Origin of the sequence: Streptomyces sp. NPDC059875 (assembly GCF_042731085.1) — a bacterium.
Classification (GTDB): Bacteria; Actinomycetota; Actinomycetes; order Streptomycetales; family Streptomycetaceae; genus Streptomyces.
This window is the reverse complement of sequence record NZ_JBHWJZ010000018.1, coordinates 104340-123413: the sequence shown is the minus strand read 5'-3', so window position 1 is coordinate 123413 and position 19074 is coordinate 104340. Positions and strand designations below refer to the sequence as shown.

Annotated in this window: 19 protein-coding genes; 10 read left to right on the top strand and 9 right to left on the bottom strand. The window is 71.9% G+C overall.

Annotated elements, in window-relative coordinates; all coding sequences use genetic code 11:
- Positions 1-109: 109 nt before the first annotated feature.
- From ACFV9D_RS22640 to ACFV9D_RS22625, 4 genes are all read right to left on the bottom strand, one after another.
- Positions 110-1225 carry a diguanylate cyclase domain-containing protein gene (locus ACFV9D_RS22640; protein ID WP_385148979.1) on the bottom strand — a complete coding sequence of 372 codons (1116 nt, stop codon included), beginning with the start codon at positions 1223-1225 and terminating at the stop codon, positions 110-112.
- 106 nt (positions 1226-1331) lie between these two features.
- Positions 1332-2129 (bottom strand): enoyl-CoA hydratase/isomerase family protein, encoded by a 798-nt coding sequence (locus ACFV9D_RS22635; protein ID WP_385148976.1) that lies wholly within the window; start codon positions 2127-2129, stop codon positions 1332-1334.
- Between the two features lie 49 nt (positions 2130-2178).
- Positions 2179-3318 (bottom strand): adenylate/guanylate cyclase domain-containing protein, encoded by a 1140-nt coding sequence (locus ACFV9D_RS22630; protein WP_385148973.1) that lies wholly within the window; start codon positions 3316-3318, stop codon positions 2179-2181.
- A gap of 301 nt (positions 3319-3619) precedes the next feature.
- Positions 3620-4471, bottom strand: coding sequence for a biotin--[acetyl-CoA-carboxylase] ligase (locus ACFV9D_RS22625; protein ID WP_385148972.1), 852 nt, complete (start codon positions 4469-4471; stop codon positions 3620-3622).
- Between the two features lie 133 nt (positions 4472-4604).
- Between ACFV9D_RS22625 and ACFV9D_RS22620 the strand changes: the two genes are divergently transcribed.
- Positions 4605-6197, top strand: a complete 1593-nt coding sequence (locus ACFV9D_RS22620; protein ID WP_385148969.1) for an acyl-CoA carboxylase subunit beta — start codon at positions 4605-4607, stop codon at positions 6195-6197.
- 16 nt (positions 6198-6213) lie between these two features.
- Complete coding sequence (locus ACFV9D_RS22615) at positions 6214-6426, top strand: acyl-CoA carboxylase epsilon subunit (protein ID WP_385148966.1); 213 nt, start codon at positions 6214-6216, stop codon at positions 6424-6426.
- A 115-nt stretch (positions 6427-6541) separates the two neighbouring features.
- Here the strand turns inward: ACFV9D_RS22615 and ACFV9D_RS22610 are convergent, their stop codons facing one another.
- Both ACFV9D_RS22610 and ACFV9D_RS22605 read right to left on the bottom strand, forming a co-directional pair.
- The gene (locus ACFV9D_RS22610) at positions 6542-7861 is read right to left on the bottom strand and encodes an SGNH/GDSL hydrolase family protein (RefSeq protein ID WP_385148963.1); all 1320 of its coding nucleotides are present in this window, start codon (positions 7859-7861) and stop codon (positions 6542-6544) included.
- A gap of 85 nt (positions 7862-7946) precedes the next feature.
- On the bottom strand, positions 7947-9305 hold the full coding sequence (locus ACFV9D_RS22605) for an MFS transporter (RefSeq protein ID WP_385148960.1): 1359 nt from the start codon (positions 9303-9305) through the stop codon (positions 7947-7949).
- 37 nt (positions 9306-9342) lie between these two features.
- On the opposite strand from ACFV9D_RS22605, the gene ACFV9D_RS22600 reads away from it, so the two are divergent.
- From ACFV9D_RS22600 to ACFV9D_RS22590, 3 genes are all read left to right on the top strand, one after another.
- Positions 9343-10011, top strand: coding sequence for a TetR/AcrR family transcriptional regulator (locus ACFV9D_RS22600; RefSeq protein ID WP_385148957.1), 669 nt, complete (start codon positions 9343-9345; stop codon positions 10009-10011).
- Positions 10012-10085: 74 nt separating this feature from the next.
- Positions 10086-10214 carry a morphogenic membrane protein MmpB gene (gene mmpB, locus ACFV9D_RS22595; RefSeq protein ID WP_385148955.1) on the top strand — a complete coding sequence of 43 codons (129 nt, stop codon included), beginning with the start codon at positions 10086-10088 and terminating at the stop codon, positions 10212-10214.
- A gap of 35 nt (positions 10215-10249) precedes the next feature.
- On the top strand, positions 10250-10855 hold the full coding sequence (locus ACFV9D_RS22590; RefSeq protein ID WP_385148952.1) for a nucleoside triphosphate pyrophosphatase: 606 nt from the start codon (positions 10250-10252) through the stop codon (positions 10853-10855).
- Positions 10856-10886: 31 nt separating this feature from the next.
- Here the strand turns inward: ACFV9D_RS22590 and ACFV9D_RS22585 are convergent, their stop codons facing one another.
- Positions 10887-11294, bottom strand: coding sequence for a hypothetical protein (locus tag ACFV9D_RS22585; protein ID WP_385148949.1), 408 nt, complete (start codon positions 11292-11294; stop codon positions 10887-10889).
- A 394-nt stretch (positions 11295-11688) separates the two neighbouring features.
- Here ACFV9D_RS22585 and ACFV9D_RS22580 point away from each other — a divergent pair, with 394 nt between their 5' ends.
- The 3 genes from ACFV9D_RS22580 to ACFV9D_RS22570 all read left to right on the top strand — a co-directional run bounded on the left by ACFV9D_RS22580 (position 11689) and on the right by ACFV9D_RS22570 (position 14520).
- Entirely contained in the window at positions 11689-13443 is a 1755-nt protein-coding gene (locus ACFV9D_RS22580) for an acetyl/propionyl/methylcrotonyl-CoA carboxylase subunit alpha (protein WP_385148947.1), read from the top strand.
- Positions 13444-13528: 85 nt separating this feature from the next.
- The gene (locus ACFV9D_RS22575) at positions 13529-14074 is read left to right on the top strand and encodes a TetR/AcrR family transcriptional regulator (RefSeq protein ID WP_385148944.1); all 546 of its coding nucleotides are present in this window, start codon (positions 13529-13531) and stop codon (positions 14072-14074) included.
- The gene (locus tag ACFV9D_RS22570; RefSeq protein WP_385148941.1) at positions 14071-14520 is read left to right on the top strand and encodes a hypothetical protein; all 450 of its coding nucleotides are present in this window, start codon (positions 14071-14073) and stop codon (positions 14518-14520) included. The genes ACFV9D_RS22575 and ACFV9D_RS22570 overlap by 4 nt, the downstream gene beginning before the upstream one ends.
- A gap of 14 nt (positions 14521-14534) precedes the next feature.
- Here ACFV9D_RS22570 and ACFV9D_RS22565 read toward each other — a convergent pair whose 3' ends face one another.
- Positions 14535-15455, bottom strand: a complete 921-nt coding sequence (locus tag ACFV9D_RS22565) for a DeoR/GlpR family DNA-binding transcription regulator (protein WP_385149110.1) — start codon at positions 15453-15455, stop codon at positions 14535-14537.
- 202 nt (positions 15456-15657) lie between these two features.
- Positions 15658-17097 (bottom strand): NAD(P)H-quinone dehydrogenase, encoded by a 1440-nt coding sequence (locus ACFV9D_RS22560; protein ID WP_385148938.1) that lies wholly within the window; start codon positions 17095-17097, stop codon positions 15658-15660.
- Between the two features lie 197 nt (positions 17098-17294).
- On the opposite strand from ACFV9D_RS22560, the gene ACFV9D_RS22555 reads away from it, so the two are divergent.
- Positions 17295-17732, top strand: coding sequence for a gamma-glutamylcyclotransferase (locus tag ACFV9D_RS22555; RefSeq protein WP_385148936.1), 438 nt, complete (start codon positions 17295-17297; stop codon positions 17730-17732).
- Between the two features lie 262 nt (positions 17733-17994).
- On the top strand, positions 17995-18798 hold the full coding sequence (locus tag ACFV9D_RS22550; RefSeq protein WP_385148933.1) for a purine-nucleoside phosphorylase: 804 nt from the start codon (positions 17995-17997) through the stop codon (positions 18796-18798).
- Positions 18799-19074: the final 276 nt, after the last annotated feature.

Below are 19074 nucleotides of genomic sequence, written 5' to 3'. Positions count from 1 at the left end.
ACGACCGGATCGCGCGCTCCGGCGCATCCAGCCACGCACGGGCCCGGCCGTCGGAGGTGACTCTCCGTCAAGACCGGCTGGGCGGTCGTCGCCCGTGGCGGTCTCCCCCCTACACCGGCGGCGCGTCGCGGAAGCGGCGGCGGTCGCGGGCTCCGGGTGGGGCGTCGGCGAGGGCGATGACCGTGCCGTCGCGGCCCGCCACGACCGGCTTCGCCGAGCGCGCCGCCTTCGCCTGGTACTGGGCCGCGTCCGCGAGGCGGAAGAGGCGGCGCGCGGACTTCAGCGGGCCGATCGGGTCGCCCGTCGAGGCGACCCCGCAGGCGACCCCCTCGCCGAGCTCCAGCTCCCCGGCCCGTACGCACAGCTCGTCCGCGACCGCCACCACCTCGTCCGCGCTCGGCCCGACCGACAGCAGACAGAACTCGTCGCCTCCGAGCCGCGCCGACAGCGCCCCCGGAAGCATCGCCCCGCACCTCGAGAGCACCGAACCGAACCGCTCCAGTAGACGGTCGCCGACGGCATGGCCGTGGGTGTCGTTCACCCGCTTCAGGCCGTTCAGGTCGCAGACCACCAGGCTCACCACGGACCCGTCCGTCCGGTACCGCTCGATCGCCTCGTCCAGCCGGGTGTCGACGGCGCGGCGGTTCGCGAGGCCCGTCAGCGGGTCGGTGAACGCCAGCTTCCGTACCTCCTCCAGGCGCTCCGCCTGGGCGATGCCCGCCGCCACCACGGCCGCGAGCACCGCCGCGAAGTCGGCGTCGTCGCGGTCGAAGACCGGCGCCCCGGCCGGCCGCGCCACGTACAGCTCGCCCCAGGCCCGGCCGTGCAGCACGATCGGCGCGACCACGCAGCAGCCGCGGCCGCGCCTGCGCAGCCCGGTGACGCGGCCCGTCGAAACCCGGTCGCCCGCGGTCTCCACCCAGGCGTCCGGCTCACCGCCGCCCGCCCACTGCGCGTGCAGGAACTCGGTGATCTCGGGGAACTGGTGGACCGGGTAGGTCTCCGCGTCGGGGAACTCCTCCTCCCCCACGGCCCGCTCCCCGGCGTTCACCAGCACCTTCAACCGGCCGTGGTCCCGTTCCCAGACGGACAGTGCGGCGAAGTGCCCGCCGAGCCCGTCGCGGGCACCGAGCGCCGCCGCCCGCCAGAACTCGCGCGGGGTGTGCGCCGCCGCCATCGCCTGCGCCAGCGCCACCACGGCCCGCAGCCGCACGTCCTCTCCCATTCCTCCAGCTTAGGGACGTTTCATCCGTTTTTACTGGTGAGGCGTCACAGAAAGTGACATCTCGGCGAAACCAGGAGTTTTCTCACCTGTTTCTCACTCGGCGCGGTCACTCACCGGGCCACGCGGGCTTCCGCTTCTCGTTGAAGGCCGCCACGCCCTCCGCCCGGTCCCCCGAGAACGCCACGGACCGCCACGCCGCGTCCTCGACCTCCAGGCCGGCCCGCAGGTCGAGGCCCTGCCCGAGCCGCATCGCGCGCTTCGCGGCGCGCAGTCCGACCGGCGAGTTCGCCGCGATCCGCCCGGCCAGTTCCAGCGCGGCCGTACGCGCGTCGTCCGCCAGGACGTCGACCAGACCCAGCTCCCGGGCCTCCTCCGCCTCCACGCGCCGCGCCGTGAAGACCAGCTCGGCCGCCCGGGCGGCGCCCACCCGGCGCGGGAGCAGCTGCGTACCGCCGCCGCCGGGGATCACGCCCACGGACACCTCCGGCAGCCCGACCACGGCCGTCGCGTCGGCCACGATCACATCGCAGGCGAGCGCCAGCTCGAAGCCGCCGCCGAGCGCGAAGCCGTGCACGGCCGCGACGGTCGGCATCGGCAGCTCCAGGACGCCGGTGTACGCACCGCGCGCGGTCGGGCGCTGGCGGACGAGCTCGGCGTCGGTGAAGGAGTTGCGCTCCTTGAGGTCGGCGCCGACGCAGAAGGCCCGGTCGTTGGAGGAGGTCAGCACCGTCACCCGTACCGAGGCGTCGTCGCCGAGCGCAGCGCAGGCCGCGCCGATGGAGCGGGCCATCTCGGAGGAGACGGCGTTCATCGCCTTGGGCCGGTCGAGGACGAGCTCGGCCACGTGCCCGTCCTTCCGGACCACGACGAACTCGCCAAAACGCTGCTCGGATTGCTCGGACATGACCGACACCCTCCCGGTTAACGTGTGTTAACGACTGTTCACCGGGATCCTAAGTCGGGCGACGGCTCAGCTGCCAGGGCTCCACCACACCGAGGCCACGCACCGGGCGCTGCCACATCGGCTGGAGCGCGAAGCGGTACGTCGGGGGCTCCTCGCCCTCCTTCTCGGCGCGGGCCGCCTCCTCGGCCGCCTGCGTCTCCGAGACCGGCGCGTCCCCGGTCCGGGTCAGCTCCTCGGCGAGCGCTCCGTCGACCAGGACGGTGTCCTTGGGCGCTATCGAGGTGAGCCGGCTCGCGAGGTTCACCGTCGTACCGAAGACGTCACCCATGCGGGTCGTCACCGTGCCGAACGCGATGCCGACGCGCAGGGCGGGCATCGTCTCGTCGTGGCTGAGCGTCTCGATGAGCCGCAGCGCGATCTCGGCGGCCGTGCCGGCGTCGTCGGCCGCGTACAGGACCTCGTCGCCGAGGGTCTTGATGAGCCGGCCGCCGTGGGCGGCCACCAGGTCGGCGCAGGTGGTCTCGAACGCCTCGACCAGCTCGCCGAGCTCCTCCTCCTCCAGGCGGCGGGTCAGCCGCGTGAAGCCGACGAGGTCGGCGAAGCCGACGGCGAGCCGCCGGTCGACCATCTCCTCGTCGTCGGCGGCCTGCACGACGCGGCCGGTGGCGGCGGCGAGCTGGCGGCGCCAGACGTAGATCAGGAACTCCTCCAGCTCGGGCAGGAGCAGCTCGACCAGGGGGTACGTGACCTCGGTACGGGTCATGCCGGGCTCGGGCGGCTCGGTGAGGCCCTCCAGGAACGAGTCGATCTGCCACTCGGCCAGCCGGGCGGTCGTCTGTCCCGTGGACCGGGCGACCTGCACGGCCATCGGCTCGCTGAGCAGCCCCGCCTCGACGAGACCGGCGAGCCGGCGCAGGGCGAGCACGTCGGCCTCGGTGAGCGCCTTGGCCTGCCCGATGTCGGCGAAGCCCATCGCGCGCCAGAAGCGGGACGCCAGCTCCATGGAGACGCCGGCGGTGCGGGCGGCCTGGAAGGGGGTGTAGCGGCGGTCCGCGCCGAGGATGAGCTGTTCGAGGCGGATCGCGAGGGGGTCGTCGGTCGGCTCGGCCGTGTGGTCGACGTGGTGGTGCGGGGTCGGGTACGCCGGTGGCTCGGCCTCGCCGCCGTTGTGCGCGTCGTCGACGGTCACCGGCCGCCTCCTGCCCGTTCCCTGCCCACTGCCCTGCCGATCTGTCGCCTGGATCGCGCTCCACGATACGACAGGTGTGTGCCAGCTCACGCCGTAACGTCCGCGGACGAGGTCGTGGCCTGCCCCCTCACCGGGCGGAAACCCACCCAACCACCGTTGTGGGCATCCGCCCCAGCGGAACAGATGCCCACAACCCCGGGGGCTGAGTGGGCACCGTCCGTCGGGGCACACCTGCAGCCCATGGAGGTGGGTGGGCACCGCCCATTTGGGGAGCGGCCCACACCTCAGGGTGACCGGCAGGTCAGTCCGTGGCGCGGACGTGGACGATGTCGCCCGCTGCGATCGCCTCCGTCCCGCCCCCCTCCGTCGCCACCACCAGGCGGCCGTCGCCGTCAAGGGCCACCGCGTCGCCCTCCAGCATCCGCTCGCCCGGGAGGTCCGCCCGGACCCGGCGGCCCAGGGTCGCGCAGCCCGCGGCGTACGCCTCCTGGAGGCCGGAGGCCGCGGGGTTGCCGTCCGCCCGCACCCACTCCCCGTACCAGTGCTCCAGGGACCGCAGGACCGACCGCAGCAGGGTGTCCCGGTCCGTCGAGATCGCGTTCGCGAGGAGCAGCGAGCCCGCCGCGGGGACCGGCAGCTCGTCCTCGCGCAGGGTGACGTTGATGCCGAGCCCGACGACGATCGCGTCCTCGCCCGCCCGCTCGGCGAGGATGCCGCCGGTCTTGCGTTCCTCGCCCCCGACCGAAACCAGCAGGTCGTTCGGCCACTTGAGGGAGAGGTCGACGCCGGCGGACTTCGCGAGCCCGCTCGCCGCGGCGACGCCGGTGAGCAGCGGCAGCCATCCCCAGCGGTGCACCGGCACGTCGGGCTTGAGCAGGACGGAGAGGAAGAGACCGGACCGGGCGGGCGCGGTCCAGGTGCGGTCGAGGCGGCCGCGGCCCGAGGTCTGCTCCTCGGCGACGAGCACCGCCCCCTCGGGCAGCTCGTCGGCGCGGGCGGCCAGGTCGGAGTTGGTGGAGCCGGTGGTGGTGACCACGTCGAGCGAGGTCCACAGACCGTCGGGGAGTACGAGAGCACGGCGCAGCGCGGCGGCGTTGAGCGGGGGCCGGTCCAGGTCGGACCAGGGGCCTCCTGAGCCATGAGAGGACGTCATGCAAGCCAGACTAGGTGTGGCAAAGACCGCAGTGCCGAACCGTATCGGCGTCGATACGCTACGGGTCAGTAGCCGAGCAGTAGCCCATTCGTAGCCAACGAACCCCCGTGACCAGGCAGGGAGCCGCATCCCGATGTCCGAGTCGGTAGAGCCGCAAGAGATCGACATTCACACGACCGCGGGCAAGATCGCGGATCTGCAGCGCCGTATTGACGAGGCGACCCACGCCGGTTCCGAGCGTGCCGTGGAGAAGCAGCACGCGAAGGGCAAGCTGACCGCGCGCGAGCGGATCGCACTGCTGCTCGACGAGGGCTCCTTCGTGGAGCTCGACGAGCTGGCCCGGCACCGGTCGACCAACTTCGGCCTGGAGAAGACCCGACCGTACGGAGACGGTGTCGTCACCGGCTACGGCACGGTCGACGGCCGCCCGGTGGCCGTCTTCTCGCAGGATTTCACGGTCTTCGGCGGCGCGCTGGGCGAGGTCTTCGGCCAGAAGATCATGAAGGTGATGGACTTCGCGCTGAAGACCGGCTGCCCGGTCGTCGGCATCAACGACTCCGGCGGCGCCCGCATCCAGGAGGGCGTCATGGCCCTCGGCATGTACGGCGAGATCTTCCGCCGCAACACCCACGCCTCCGGCGTGATCCCGCAGATCTCCCTGGTCGTCGGCCCCTGCGCGGGCGGCGCGGTCTACTCCCCCGCGATCACCGACTTCACGGTGATGGTGGACCAGACCTCGCACATGTTCATCACCGGCCCCGACGTCATCAAGACCGTCACCGGCGAGGACGTCGGCTTCGAGGAGCTGGGCGGCGCCCGGACGCACAACACCACCTCCGGTGTCGCGCACCACATGGCGGGCGACGAGAAGGACGCGATCGAGTACGTCAAGTCCCTGCTGTCGTACCTGCCGTCGAACAACCTCTCCGAGCCGCCGGCGTTCCCCGAGGTCGCCGACACCGAGGTCACGGACGAGGACCGCGAGCTGGACGTCCTGATCCCGGACTCCGCGAACCAGCCCTACGACATGCACACCGTCATCGAGCACGTCCTCGACGACGGCGAGTTCCTGGAGACCCAGGCGCTGTTCGCACCGAACATCCTCACCGGCTTCGGCCGTGTCGAGGGCTTCCCGGTCGGCATCGTCGCCAACCAGCCGATGCAGTTCGCCGGCTGCCTGGACATCAACGCGAGCGAGAAGGCCGCGCGCTTCGTCCGCACCTGCGACGCGTTCAACATCCCGGTCATCACCTTCGTCGACGTGCCGGGCTTCCTGCCGGGCGTCGACCAGGAGTACGGCGGCATCATCCGCCGCGGCGCGAAGCTGATCTACGCGTACGCCGAGGCGACCGTCCCGCTGATCACCGTCATCACCCGCAAGGCGTTCGGCGGCGCGTACGACGTCATGGGCTCGAAGCACCTGGGCGCCGACCTCAACCTCGCCTGGCCGACCTCGCAGATCGCGGTCATGGGCGCGCAGGGCGCGGTGAACATCCTGCACCGCAGGACGATCGCGGCGGCCGAGGACCAGGAGGCCGAGCGGGCCCGGCTCATCCAGGAGTACGAGGACACCCTGCTCAACCCGTACACGGCGGCCGAGCGCGGCTACATCGACGGTGTCATCATGCCGTCGGACACCCGCCCGCAGATCGTGAAGGGGCTGCGTCAGCTGCGCACGAAGCGGGAATCCCTGCCTCCGAAGAAGCACGGCAACATCCCTCTCTAGGCCACAGGGGACCGACATGATCAAGGTCGTACGAGGAAACCCGACCCCGGAGGAGCTGGCCGCCGCACTGGCGGTGGTCCAGGCCCGGGCCGCGGCGACGGCGGCGGCGTCCGCGGGCGCCGGCGGCCCGGCGGTTCCCGAGGGCTGGTCGGACCCGTCCCGGATCGCGCGCGAGGTACGGCGCAGGCCGGGGCCGCGCTCCTGGGCGCGCTCCTACTGGCCCGCGTAACCGCCGGCACGGACAGCGGACGCCGGACAGCGGACGCCGGACGGCAGACACCGACACCGGACACCACGAAGGCCGGACCTCTTGTGCGGGAGGTCCGGCCTTCGTGCGTCCGGGGTCAGAGGAGAGGGGCGACCGCCTCGGCCATCACCCGGTAGCCGGCGTCGTTGGGGTGCAGCCGGTCCGCGTCCGCGTACGCCGGGTTCAGGGCCTTCGGATCCTTCGGGTCGGCGAGGAGCCCCGCGAAGTCCACGACCGCGTCGAACTCGCCCGAGGTGCGGATCCAGTGGTTGACCTCGGCGCTGGTCCGTTCGGCGGTCGGGCCCCAGTGGCTGGTGCCCTTGAAGGGAAGCAGCGTCGAGCCGACGACCCGTACCCCGCGGGCGTGCGCGGCGTCGATCAACTGGCGGTAGGCGGCGATGAGTTCGGCAGACGTGACGACGGGTGAGGGCTTGTACGTGGGCTGCGGCGCGGGCTTCAGAGCGGCCTCGCTGAAGCCGATGTCGTTGACCCCCTGGAGCAGGGCGACGGTGCCGACACCGGGCTGGTCGAGGGCGTCGCGGCGGAAGCGGGCGGTGGAGCGTTCGCCGTACCAGGCCGAGTCGTTGAGGACGAGGTTCCCGCCGATGCCGGAGTTCACGACGGGGCGGTCGATGCGTTCGGCGACCGCGTCGGAGTAGCGCCGGTTCGCGTTCGGGGTGGAGCCGAAGCCGTCGGTGATGGAGTCGCCGAACAGCACCACTCCGCCCTTCCGGGGCGGGGTCCCGCCGCTGACCTCGACGCCGTTGAGGTAGTACCAGGACCGGCTGCGGGCGGTGAAGGCGTGGCCGCCGGTGTCGGCGCGGTGGTCGCCCTCGGCTCGGTAGCTGTCGGCCCACGCCTGGGAGTGGAAGGTGGCGGGCCCGGTCGTGCCGGCCAGGTAGAGGGTGACGGTCACCGACTCCAGGCGCCCGAGGGCCAGTCGGGCCGGGTCGCTGCGCAGTTCGCCGTGGGCGGGGACGGAGACCGAGCGCTTGCCGCCGAAGGTGAGGTGGCGCACGGAACCCGGTTCGACGGCCGCGCCGGAGGCGGTACGGGCGACGGTGGCGCCGGTGACCGCCAGGGGCGAGGTCCCGTAGGCGTTCGAGAGCCGGATCCGCACCCGGTCGCCGTCCTCGGTCACGCGGACGACCTGCCGGAGGGTCTGGCGCGAGAAGCCCTCCTGGGACCAGTTCGCGGTGAAGCCGGTGGAGGGGAGCTGCGGGGCGGCACCCCAGGCGGCGTGCCACGGAGCGGTGGATGCGGGACGGGCGCCGGCCCGCGTGGCGCCGCTCTGCGTGGCGCCGCTCTGCGTGGCGCCGCTCTGCGTGGCGCCGCTCTGCGTGGCGCCGGCCTGCGTGCCGGAGAGGAGGGTGAGGCCGAGGGCGGCGGCGAGCAGCGGGGCGAGGAGCTTCTTCATGGCGTGGCCTTCCGGGTACGGGTCGAGTACGGGTCGAGTACGGGGTCAGGTACGGATCGGGTACGTGACGGGGCTTCAGAAGGGTTCAGGAGCGGCGCAGGAAGAGGCCCGCGGCGAGGGCTCCGGCGAGGACGATCGCGGCGTTGACGAGGACCGCGAGGCCGATGCCGTCGAGGACCGTGGTGGAGGTGACCACGACGGCGCTCATGATCGGCGTGCCCATGGTGATGCCGATCTGCTGGGTCATGGTGGCGAGCCCGGTCGCCATTCCCTGCTCGGAGTCGGGCAGTCCGGACGTCGCGGTGACCATGAAGCCGACGATGGCGAGCATGTTGCCGACGCCGCCGGCGAAGGTGCCGGCGAGCAGCAGCCAGAGCCAACTCCGGTCGTCGCCGAGGGCGTACAGGGAGGCGGTGGCGGCGGCCTGGAGCAGCCCGCCGGCGACGAGGGCGGTGCGGGCGCCGTGGCGGCCGATGAACCGGGACGCGTACACGCCGCCGAGGACCGTGCCCGCGCCGAGGACGCCGAAGGACAGACCGGCGGCGAGCGGCGAGAAGCCGAGGACGTCCTGGAGGTAGAGCGTCATCAGGAAGACGAGCGAGGTCTCGGTGACGAAGGCGACGAGCCCGGCGAGGTTGCCGTGGACGACGGTGCGGCGCGTGAGGATCCGTACGGGTACGAGGGGTGAGGCGGCCCGCCGCTCCACGAACCAGAAGGCGACGAGGAGCACGGCGCCGACGGGGAGCGCGAGGGGCTCGGTGGTGAGGCCGTAGACGAGGGCGAGGAGTCCGCCGGTGACGGTGATCGCGCCGGGGACGTCGAGGCGGGGGCGTACGGCGGGGCGGCTCTCCTTCAGGACGGCGGGCGCGACGAGCAGGACGGCGAGGGCGACCGGCACGTTGACGAAGAACGCCCAGCGCCAGGAGAGCAGGTCGGTCAGGACGCCGCCGAGGATGGCGCCGGTGGTGAAGCCGGCCGACATGAGCGCGCCGTTGAGGCCGAGGGCCTTGGCGCGCAGGGGTCCCTCCGGGAAGGAGGAGGTGAGCAGGGAGAGCCCCGCGGGAGTGACGGCGGCGGTGGCGAGGCCCTGGGCGACGCGGGCGGCCATCAGCATCCAGGGGCTGGTGGCGAGGCCGCCGACGAGGGAGGAGACGCCCAGGAGCGCCATGCCGGCGAGGAAGAGGCGGCGGCGTCCGATGATGTCGGCGACGCGCCCGAGGAGGAGGGTGAATCCGGCGGCGGCGAGGGCGAACGCGGTGGCGATCCACTGGAGGTTGCCCAGGGTGAAGCCGAGTCCTTCGCCGATGACGGGCAGCGCGACGTTCAGGATCGAGAAGTCGACGGCCAGCATGAACTGGGCGACGAGAAGGACGAGGAGGACGAGGCGCATCCGTCCGTCCATACGGGCGGGGGCGGATGCGGTGGGGACGGCGAGGGCAACCATGAGCGAGACCCCTTAATGGGTTTCTGGTTCTGTTAAGATGTCCCGTACCGTAGCAGACTCGAAGGTATTAATGGAACAGGAGACCCGTTTGACTGAGAGCCAGCCGGCCGTGCCCGGCACCGTGCGCCCCGGGGGCCGTACCGCGAAGGTGCGCCGGGCCGTCCTCGAAGCGACCGAGGACGCCCTGGCCGACGCGGGCTTCCACGCGCTGAACATGGACCACGTCGCCGCCAGCGCGGGCGTCGGCAAGACGACCGTCTACCGCCGCTGGGGGTCCCCCGTCGGCCTCGTCGCCGACCTCCTGCGCGACATGGCGGAGCAGTCCCTGCCCGCCTCCGACACCGGCAGCCTGGCCGGCGACCTGCGGGCCAACGCCGCGCTCGTCACCAAGACCCTCACCGACCCCCGGATGGGCGCCGTCTTCCGCGCGGTCATCGCCGCGGGGGCCTGCGACGAGGAGTGCGCCGAGGCGCTGAACGGCTTCTACCGGGCCCGTCTGGAGGAGTGGGCCCCGGTGGTGAAGCGGGGCGCGGCGCGCGGCGAGATCCCGGCGGAGACGGACGGCCTGGAGCTGCTGCGCGCGGTCTCGGCGCCGCTCTACTACCGCTTCATGATCACGCGCGAGCCGCTCGGCCCCGAGGACGCGGAGCGTGCGGTCCGGGCGGCGCTGACGGCGGCGGAGCGCGGGGTGTTCACCACCCCGTAATGAGTTCTTTGGCACCGGGGTACCTGAGTACGAGTACTCAGGCGCCCCGGCCGTCCCACCCGCAGGATCGGGACATGCTCTGGTCCGACCCGAAGAACGAGCCGCCGAAGGAGATGCGCGACATGCAGGCCATGCTGCGTCGCGCGTCGATCCTGCTGGCCCTGGCGATGGTGGTGGCGATGTTCGCGGTCGGCCTCCACTGACACCCGGAAGCCCCCGCACTGGCTACGCTTCCCCCATGACTGCTGATCGCCGCCGTGTCGTGCTCGCCTCCGCCTCGCCCGCCCGTCTCGGACTGCTTCGGCAGGCCGGACTCGCCCCCGAGGTGATCGTGAGCGGCGTCGACGAGGACAAGGTGCACGCGCCGACCCCGGCCGAACTCGCCCTCGCGCTCGCCGAGGCCAAGGCCGCCCACGTGGCCGCCCGCCCCGAGGCGAGCGGCGCGCTCGTCATCGGCTGCGACTCCGTCCTGGAGCTCGACAAGCAGGCCCTCGGCAAGCCGGCCGACGCCGAGGAGGCCACCGCGCGCTGGAAGGCCATGCGCGGCCGGGTGGGCATCCTCCAGACGGGTCACTGCGTGTACGACACGGCGGCCAAGCGCTACGAGTCGGCGACCGCCTCGACCGTCGTCCGCTTCGGCGAGCCGACGGACGCCGAGATCGCCGCGTACGTGGCGAGCGGCGAACCGCTGCACGTGGCGGGCGCGTTCACGCTGGACGGCCGCTCGGCGCCGTTCATCGACGGCATCGACGGGGACCCGGGCAATGTGATCGGCCTGTCGCTGCCCCTGCTGCGCACCCTGCTCGGCAAGCTGGGGATCTCCATCACCGACCTGTGGGAGTGACCCCCTCCGGCGGGCACCCGTGGGAGTGACCTCAGGCCGGGTTCACGGCCGGCGCCGCCTCCGGGGCGTCGGCCTCCTTCCCGTACGCCACCAGGGTCAGCACGATCAGGCCCAGCACCACGGTCATGAACACGAAGGCGCCCCAGCCGACCAGACCGATCGTCACCGCGCCGAGCACCCCGTGCACGACGGCGCAGCCGATGAGCAGGGCCCGGCCGGCGCGCCCGGGGCGCTTGTCGCGGATGCCGGCGATCAGGGCGACGGTGGCGCACAGCGCGAGCAGCAGGCCGGAGACGATGCCGAGCGCCCACGTGCCGGTCACCATGTGGTCCGGGTCGAGGCCGTCGAGGGACATGGACTGGATCTCGACGAAGCGCGCCATGACGGCGTTGAGCGCGACGATCCCGGGTGCCTCCAGGAAGAGCACCGCTGCCGTCACGACAGCTATCGGTCTGCGGGCCAACCTGGGCCTCCCTGTATACGCCTGCTATGGCTGTTACCTGCAGTACGGATGACAGCGCGAAGGCTACTGCCGGGTAAACCTTCGGACAAGGGTCCGTGCAGACGGATGAGGCGGCAAAGAATCATTGCGCCATTCGTAGGGACTCCACAAAGAAACCCGATCGGCGACTGGTCGCCGGAACAGAGACCTGTGCCACACCTCGGAGCTACTGTGCCGTAAAGGATCCCTGCGTACCGTGGTACGACAAGGGATTTCACGACCCGAGCAAGCCTCGTATCACGCTCCGTGTGGGCAAGCTCACCACTGGGGACGGGTCGAAGTGCCGTGTCGGCAGTCCCTAAACTCAGCTTGTTTCAAGGAGGGAGCCATCGTGCGCAAGGTGCTCATCGCCAACCGTGGCGAAATCGCTGTCCGTGTCGCCCGTGCTTGCCGGGATGCCGGGATCGCCAGCGTAGCCGTCTACGCCGACCCGGACCGGGACGCTCTGCACGTCCGCGCGGCCGACGAGGCGTTCGCTCTGGGCGGTGACACCCCGGCCGCCAGCTATCTGGACATGGCCAAGGTGCTGCAGGCTGCAAAGGACTCGGGCGCGGACGCGATCCACCCCGGCTACGGGTTCCTTTCCGAGAACGCCGACTTCGCCCAGGCCGTGATCGACGCCGGTCTCACCTGGATCGGCCCGCCGCCGCAGGCCATCCGTGACCTCGGCGACAAGGTGGCGGCCCGTCACATCGCCCAGCGCGCGGGCGCCCCGCTCGTCGCCGGCACGCCCGACCCGGTCTCCGGCGCCGACGAGGTCGTCGCCTTCGCCCAGGAGCACGGGCTGCCGATCGCGATCAAGGCCGCCTTCGGTGGCGGCGGTCGCGGTCTGAAGGTCGCCCGCACCCTCGAAGAGGTCCCGGAGCTCTACGACTCCGCCGTCCGCGAGGCCGTCGCCGCCTTCGGCCGCGGCGAGTGCTTCGTCGAGCGCTACCTCGACAAGCCGCGGCACGTCGAGACCCAGTGCCTGGCCGACTCCCACGGCAACGTGGTCGTCGTCTCCACCCGTGACTGCTCGCTCCAGCGCCGCCACCAGAAGCTCGTCGAGGAGGCCCCCGCGCCCTTCCTCTCCGAGGCGCAGAACGCCGAGCTGTACGCCGCCTCGAAGGCGATCCTGAAGGAGGCCGGCTACGTCGGCGCCGGCACGGTCGAGTTCCTGGTCGGCACCGACGGCACGATCTCCTTCCTGGAGGTCAACACCCGTCTCCAGGTCGAGCACCCGGTCACCGAAGAGGTCACCGGCATCGACCTGGTCCGCGAGATGTTCCGGATCGCCGACGGCGAGGAGCTGGGCTACGACGACCCGGCCGTGCGCGGTCACTCCTTCGAGTTCCGTATCAACGGCGAGGACCCGGGCCGCGGCTTCCTGCCCGCCCCCGGCACCGTCACCACCTTCAACGCCCCCACCGGCCCCGGTGTCCGCCTGGACGCCGGCGTCGAGTCCGGCTCGGTCATCGGCCCGGCCTGGGACTCGCTCCTGGCCAAGCTGATCGTCACCGGCGCCACCCGCGAGCAGGCGCTCCAGCGTGCCGCCCGCGCCCTGGCCGAGTTCAAGGTCGAGGGCATGGCCACCGCCATCCCGTTCCACCAGGCCGTGGTCGTCGACCCCGCCTTCACGGCGGACCCGTTCCAGGTCCACACCCGGTGGATCGAGACCGAGTTCGTCAACGAGATCAAGCCGTTCGCTCCGGCGGGCGCCGAGGCCGAGGAGGACGAGTCCGGCCGCGAGACGATCGTCGTCGAGGTCGGCGGCAAGCGCCTCGAGGTCTCGCTCCCGTCCAGCCTCGGCATGACCCTGGCCCGTACGGGTCTGGCCGCCGGCGCCAAGCCGAAGCGTCGCGCCGCGAAGAAGTCCGGCCCGACGGCCTCCGGCGACACCCTCGCCTCCCCGATGCAGGGCACCATCGTGAAGGTGGCCGTCGAGGAGGGCCAGGAGGTCAAGGAGGGCGATCTGATCGTCGTCCTGGAGGCCATGAAGATGGAGCAGCCGCTCAACGCGCACCGCTCCGGCACCGTCAAGGGCCTGTCGGCGGAGGTCGGCGCCTCGATCTCCTCCGGCTCCGCGATCTGCGAGATCAAGGACTGACGACCGACGGCACACGCCGTTTGTACGCTGGGAAGGGCCCGCAGGAACACCGCCTGCGGGCCCTTCGCCCGACCGAGGAGCCCCCATGCGCGCGGACGCGCGCCGCAACCACGAGCGGCTGCTGACCGAGGCCCGCGCCGCCTTCGCCGAGCACGGTACGGATGCCTCGCTGGAGGACGTCGCCCGCCGCGCGGGCGTCGGCATCGGCACGCTCTACCGGCACTTCCCCACCCGCGACGCGCTGGTGAACGCCGTCTTCCAGGAGGCACTGGCCGCGCTGCTCGAGCGGGGCCGTGAACTCGCGGAGGCCGAGGACCCGTGCCCGGCGCTCGTGGAGTGGCTGCGCGCCCTGATCACCCACGCGGGCGAGTACCGGGGGTTCGCCAGAGCGCTCATGTCGGCCTCCCGGGACGAGAGTTCGGCGCTCGCGCAGTGCAACGTGCCGCTGCGCGCGGCCGGGGAGCGGTTGCTCGACCGCGCCGTGCGGGCGGGCCAGGTCCGCGGCGACGTGCTGATCGAAGACCTGATGCAGCTGACGAACGCGATCGCGCTGGCTGCCGAACAGAAACCGGAGGACCCGGAGTTGCCCGACCGACTGCTGACCTTGACACTGCGCGGGCTCAAGGCATGACGAGGCTCGACGAACGCCTCGTCGGGCACTGGAGCAGCACCCCCTTCGACGTGGGCGCGATGGAGACGAGCGCGCTCGGCTTCCTGCCCGACGGGCGGGGCTGGAGCCGCTTCGAGAGCATCACCTCGGAACTCAGCATCGGCCGGTTCCGCTGGCACTGCCCCACGCCCGGCGTACTGGAGATCCGCTACACCCTGCGGACCGGCGGCACCTGGGACGTCGCGACGGGCGGCTTCGCCACCGTGAACGACAGCGGACCGGACGACGAGGTGATCCGCACCGGTTACCGGATAGGCCCGGAGACACCGCCCTACGCCGAGGAACCTCTCACCACACTGCAGCTCGACACGTCCGTCGAGTTCGCGCTGCACTTCGCTCGCGGGCACCGGGACATCAGGACCATCGACGACGTCTCCGCCGCGGTCGTCCCGTACGAGGCCCCCTGACAGGGGCCGGACCCTCAGCGCCTGCGCATGTCCGCGACCCGGGCCGTCCGTTCCGGCTGAAGGACCTCGCTTGCCAACGCGGCGGCGCCCCGGAATTGACCTGGCTGCTGGTGCCGGGCCCGCTGGCCGGGGAGCGGGACGTCACGACGGGGGCGGCCGCCGCCCGGGGGGACCGCGTCCCCACCCGGTCCCGTCCCCGCCACCGCGATCTGGACGCCCTGGTCGGCCAGCGCCTGGAGCTCCGTGGCGGCCCGGTCGTCGTGCGCGGGCGGCTCGTCGGTGACGAGCCGGGTGATCACATCGGTCGGCACCGTCTGGAACATGGTGTCGGTGCCGAGCTTGGTGTGATCGGCCAGCACCACGACCTCCGCCGCCGCCTGCACCAGCGCCCGGTCCACGCTCGCCGAGAGCATGTTGGACGTGGAGAGGCCGCGCTCGGCGGTCAGACCGCTGCCGGAGAGGAAGGCGCGGGAGACCCGCAGCCCCTGGAGGGACTGCTCGGCCCCGCTGCCCACCAGCGCGTAGTTCGAGCCGCGCAGCGTGCCGCCGGTCATGACGACCTCGACCCGGTTGGCATGGGCGAGCGCCTGGGCGACGAGCAGGGAGTTGGTGACCACGGTCAGACCGGGCACGCGTGCGAGCCGGCGGGCCAGCTCCTGCGTGGTCGTACCGGCGCCGACGACGATGGCCTCGCCCTCTTCGACGAGGCTCGCGGCGACATCGGCGATGGCCGTCTTCTCCGCGGTCGCGAGATGGGATTTCTGCGGGAAGCCGGACTCTCGCGTGAAACCGCCCGGCAGTACCGCACCGCCGTGCCGGCGGTCGAGGAGTCCTTCTGCCTCCAGTGCCCGCACGTCTCGCCGTACGGTCACTTCTGAGGTCTGGACGACGCGGGCGAGCTCACGGAGCGACACGGCTCCATTGGCGCGCACCATTTCGAGGATCAACTGACGACGTTCTGCAGCGAACACGAAACTGACAGTAACCTGAGCGGCCGATACTTTTCAGCACTATGCGCCGAATTGCAGAAGATGCGCACAGACGGGGCCCCCAAGTGGTATGGGAGGCCCCGTCGTTGATCGTTCTATGCCCCGCCTTGCCGGGGGTTGTCCAGATCTCCCCAGGCGGGAGGGCGGATCAGCCCTCGCCCGTCGCCTTTCGGGTGTGCAACTGCCGTGCCACTTCCGCGATCGAGCCCGACAGGGAGGGGTACACGGTGAAAGCGTTTGCGATCTGTTCGACCGTCAAATTGTTGTCGACAGCGATCGAGATGGGGTGGATCAGCTCGCTCGCCTTGGGGGCCACGACACAGCCGCCGACCACGATCCCCGTACCCGGACGGCAGAAGATCTTGACGAAACCGTCCCGGATTCCCTGCATCTTGGCGCGCGGGTTGCGCAGCAGCGGCAGCTTGACGACCCGGGCGTCGATCGTGCCCGCGTCCACGTCCGCCTGCGTGTAACCGACGGTGGCGATCTCCGGGTCGGTGAAGACGTTCGAGGAGACCGTCTTCAGGTTCAGCGGGGCCACCGCGTCGCCGAGGAAGTGGTACATCGCGATCCGGCCCTGCATCGCCGCCACCGAGGCGAGCGCGAAGACACCGGTGACGTCACCGGCGGCGTACACGCCGGGCGCCGAGGTACGGGAGACCCGGTCGGTCCAGATGTGGCCCGAGTCCTTGAGCCTGACCCCGGCCTCCTCCAGCCCCATTCCGGCCGAATTCGGGATGGCGCCGACCGCCATGAGGCAGTGGGTGCCGGAGATGACCCGGCCGTCGGCCAGAGTGACCTCGACACGCTCGCCGACCCGCTTGACGGACTCGGCGCGCGAGCGGGCCATGACGTTCATGCCGCGGCGGCGGAAGACGTCCTCGAGGACGGCGGCGGCGTCCGGGTCCTCGCCCGGCAGCACGCGGTCGCGGCTCGACACCAGGGTCACCCGCGAGCCCAGCGCCTGGTAGGCGCCGGCGAACTCGGCACCCGTCACACCCGAACCGACCACGATGAGCTCCTCGGGGAGCTCCTTGAGGTCGTAGACCTGGGTCCAGTTCAGGATCCGCTCGCCGTCGGGCTGGGCGTCGGGCAGCTCGCGCGGGTGGCCGCCGGTCGCGATCAGCACGGCGTCGGCGGTCAGCGCCTCCTCCGAGCCGTCGGCGGAGGTCACGATCACCTGACGGGAGCCGTCCACGGCCTGGCGGCCGGAGAGCCGGCCGCGGCCGCGCAGCACGCGGGCGCCGGCGCGGGTGACCGAGGCGGTGATGTCGTGGGACTGGGCGAGCGCGAGGCGCTTCACCCGGCGGTTGACCTTGCCGAGGTCGACACCGACGACGCGGGCGGCCTGCTCCACGTGCGGGGTGTCGTCGGCGACGATGATGCCCAGCTCCTCGTACGAGGAGTCGAAGGTGGTCATCACCTCGGCCGTCGCGATGAGGGTCTTCGAGGGAACGCAGTCGGTCAGGACGGACGCGCCGCCGAGGCCGTCGCAGTCGACGACGGTCACCTCCGCGCCGAGTTGGGCGCCCACCAGGGCAGCCTCGTATCCGCCGGGTCCGCCGCCGATGATCACGATCCGGGTCACAGGGATCTACGCCTCGCGCTCTCGTTCTGCCGGGGGGTCCCCCCGCTGGGGCTGCAGTGCGTACGCCATTGTCCCGCACGCTTCAAGTGCGTACCCCATTGTCCCGTACGCCGGGGGCGGTCTCGCGCCGGGGCCTCCATACGGCCCCCACCACTGACTTCCGCGTGCACCCTCTCCCCTCCCGTACCCTCGGTCCCATGTCGCTCTACGCCGCGTACGCCGGCAACCTCGACGCGCGGCTCATGACCCGCCGCGCCCCGCATTCCCCGCTGCGCGGCACCGGCTGGCTCAACGGCTGGCGGCTGACCTTCGGCGGCGAGCAGATGGGCTGGGAGGGGGCGCTGGCCACGATCGTCGAGGCACCGCGGTCCCAGGTCTTCGTCGCGCTGTACGACATCGCGCCGATGGACGAGGACTCGATGGACCGCTGGGAGGGTGTCGGCCTCGACATCTACCGCCGGATGCGGGTCCGGGTGCACACCCTGGACGGCGAGGAGCCGGCCTGGCTGTACGTCCTGAACGCGTACGAGGGCGGGCTGCCCTCCGCGCGCTACCTCGGCGAGATCGCGGACGCGGCCGAGTCGGCGGGCGCGCCGCACGACTACGTGATGGAGCTGCGCAAGCGGCCGTGCTGATGCGCGCCGAGGGCGGCACCGGGCGCGCCGAGGACGATTGCGGCCCTCGCGGGCGACGGACCCCGGTTCGTGGCGGTATCGGTCTGGCAGAAGGTCTCGGGCCGCTCCCGCTACGCCATTCGTCGGAAACGACAAGACAACGATCGCATGTCCGTCAGCATCGTCATCTACGCGCGTAGGCATTCTCGGGCTACGCTTCTGCGCGTATGAAATCCGTCCGGGGCTCCTCCCTCGGACCCCCCTCCCCGAGGCGAGAGAGTCAGTGAACGCAACTGCCACCCCGTACGAGGCCGCCGAGGCCGCTGCCGCGCGACTTCGCGAGCTGACCGGAGTCGAGAACCACGACGTCGCCCTCGTCATGGGCTCCGGCTGGGCCCCGGCCGTCGACGCGCTCGGCGCTCCGGAGGCCGAGTTCCCGGTCACCGAACTGCCCGGCTTCCCGCCGCCGGCCGTCGAGGGTCACGGCGGCAAGGTCCGCTCGTACAAGATCGGCGCGAAGCACGTCCTGGTCTTCCTGGGCCGCACGCACTTCTACGAGGGCCGGGGCGTCGCCTCCGTCGCCCACGGAGTGCGCACCGCCGTCTCCGCCGGCTGCAAGACCGTCGTCCTGACCAACGGCTGCGGTGGTCTGCGCGAGGGCATGCGCCCCGGCCAGCCGGTCCTGATCAGCGACCACATCAACCTGACGGCCGCCTCCCCGATCGTCGGCGCGAACTTCGTGGACCTCACCGACCTGTACTCGCCGCGGCTGCGCGCGCTGTGCAAGGAGGTCGACGAGACCCTCGAAGAGGGCGTCTACGTGCAGTTCCCCGGGCCGCACTACGAGACCCCGGCCGAGATCAACATGGTCCGCGTCATGGGCGGCGACCTGGTCGGCATGTCCACCGTCCTCGAGGCCATCGCGGCGCGTGAGGCCGGCGCCGAGGTCCTGGGCATCTCCCTGGTGACCAACCTGGCGGCGGGGCTCTCGGGCGAGCCGCTGAACCACGAGGAGGTCCTCCAGGCGGGGCGGGACTCGGCGGCGCGGATGGGCGAGCTGCTGACGCGGGTCCTCGACCGCATCTGACGCGACGGGGGTGGCCGCTGCGCGGGGCTTCTTCCCCACCCCTCCCCTTCCCGAACTGGGGCTCCGCCCCGGACCCCGCGCCTCAATCGCCGGCGAGGCTTGAGGACACGGCCGCAGTCCCCCTACGCCCTTGGGGCGTGGGGGGACCCCCAACGGGGGTCTGGGGGCTTGTCCCCAGTTTCGGGAAGGGGCGGGGTGGGGGAAGGCTCCGCGCAGCGGCAACCCGCCCGCACCCGACCGGCACCCGCACCCGCCCCGTACCCCCGAAAGGCACAC

Excerpts from the sequence above, each read along its gene's own strand:
- ACFV9D_RS22640 (WP_385148979.1), bottom strand. The coding sequence starts at position 1,225 with ATGGGAGAGGACGTGCGGCTGCGGGCCGTGGTGGCGCTGGCGCAGGCG.
- ACFV9D_RS22635 (WP_385148976.1), bottom strand. The coding sequence starts at position 2,129 with ATGTCCGAGCAATCCGAGCAGCGTTTTGGCGAGTTCGTCGTGGTCCGG.
- ACFV9D_RS22625 (WP_385148972.1), bottom strand. The coding sequence starts at position 4,471 with ATGACGTCCTCTCATGGCTCAGGAGGCCCCTGGTCCGACCTGGACCGG.
- ACFV9D_RS22620 (WP_385148969.1), top strand. The coding sequence starts at position 4,605 with ATGTCCGAGTCGGTAGAGCCGCAAGAGATCGACATTCACACGACCGCG.
- ACFV9D_RS22615 (WP_385148966.1), top strand. The coding sequence starts at position 6,214 with ATGATCAAGGTCGTACGAGGAAACCCGACCCCGGAGGAGCTGGCCGCC.
- ACFV9D_RS22610 (WP_385148963.1), bottom strand. The coding sequence starts at position 7,861 with ATGAAGAAGCTCCTCGCCCCGCTGCTCGCCGCCGCCCTCGGCCTCACC.
- ACFV9D_RS22605 (WP_385148960.1), bottom strand. The coding sequence starts at position 9,305 with ATGGTTGCCCTCGCCGTCCCCACCGCATCCGCCCCCGCCCGTATGGAC.
- ACFV9D_RS22600 (WP_385148957.1), top strand. The coding sequence starts at position 9,343 with ATGTCCCGTACCGTAGCAGACTCGAAGGTATTAATGGAACAGGAGACC.
- mmpB (WP_385148955.1), top strand. The coding sequence starts at position 10,086 with ATGCTCTGGTCCGACCCGAAGAACGAGCCGCCGAAGGAGATGCGCGAC.
- ACFV9D_RS22590 (WP_385148952.1), top strand. The coding sequence starts at position 10,250 with ATGACTGCTGATCGCCGCCGTGTCGTGCTCGCCTCCGCCTCGCCCGCC.
- ACFV9D_RS22575 (WP_385148944.1), top strand. The coding sequence starts at position 13,529 with ATGCGCGCGGACGCGCGCCGCAACCACGAGCGGCTGCTGACCGAGGCC.
- ACFV9D_RS22570 (WP_385148941.1), top strand. The coding sequence starts at position 14,071 with ATGACGAGGCTCGACGAACGCCTCGTCGGGCACTGGAGCAGCACCCCC.
- ACFV9D_RS22565 (WP_385149110.1), bottom strand. The coding sequence starts at position 15,455 with ATGGTGCGCGCCAATGGAGCCGTGTCGCTCCGTGAGCTCGCCCGCGTC.
- ACFV9D_RS22555 (WP_385148936.1), top strand. The coding sequence starts at position 17,295 with ATGTCGCTCTACGCCGCGTACGCCGGCAACCTCGACGCGCGGCTCATG.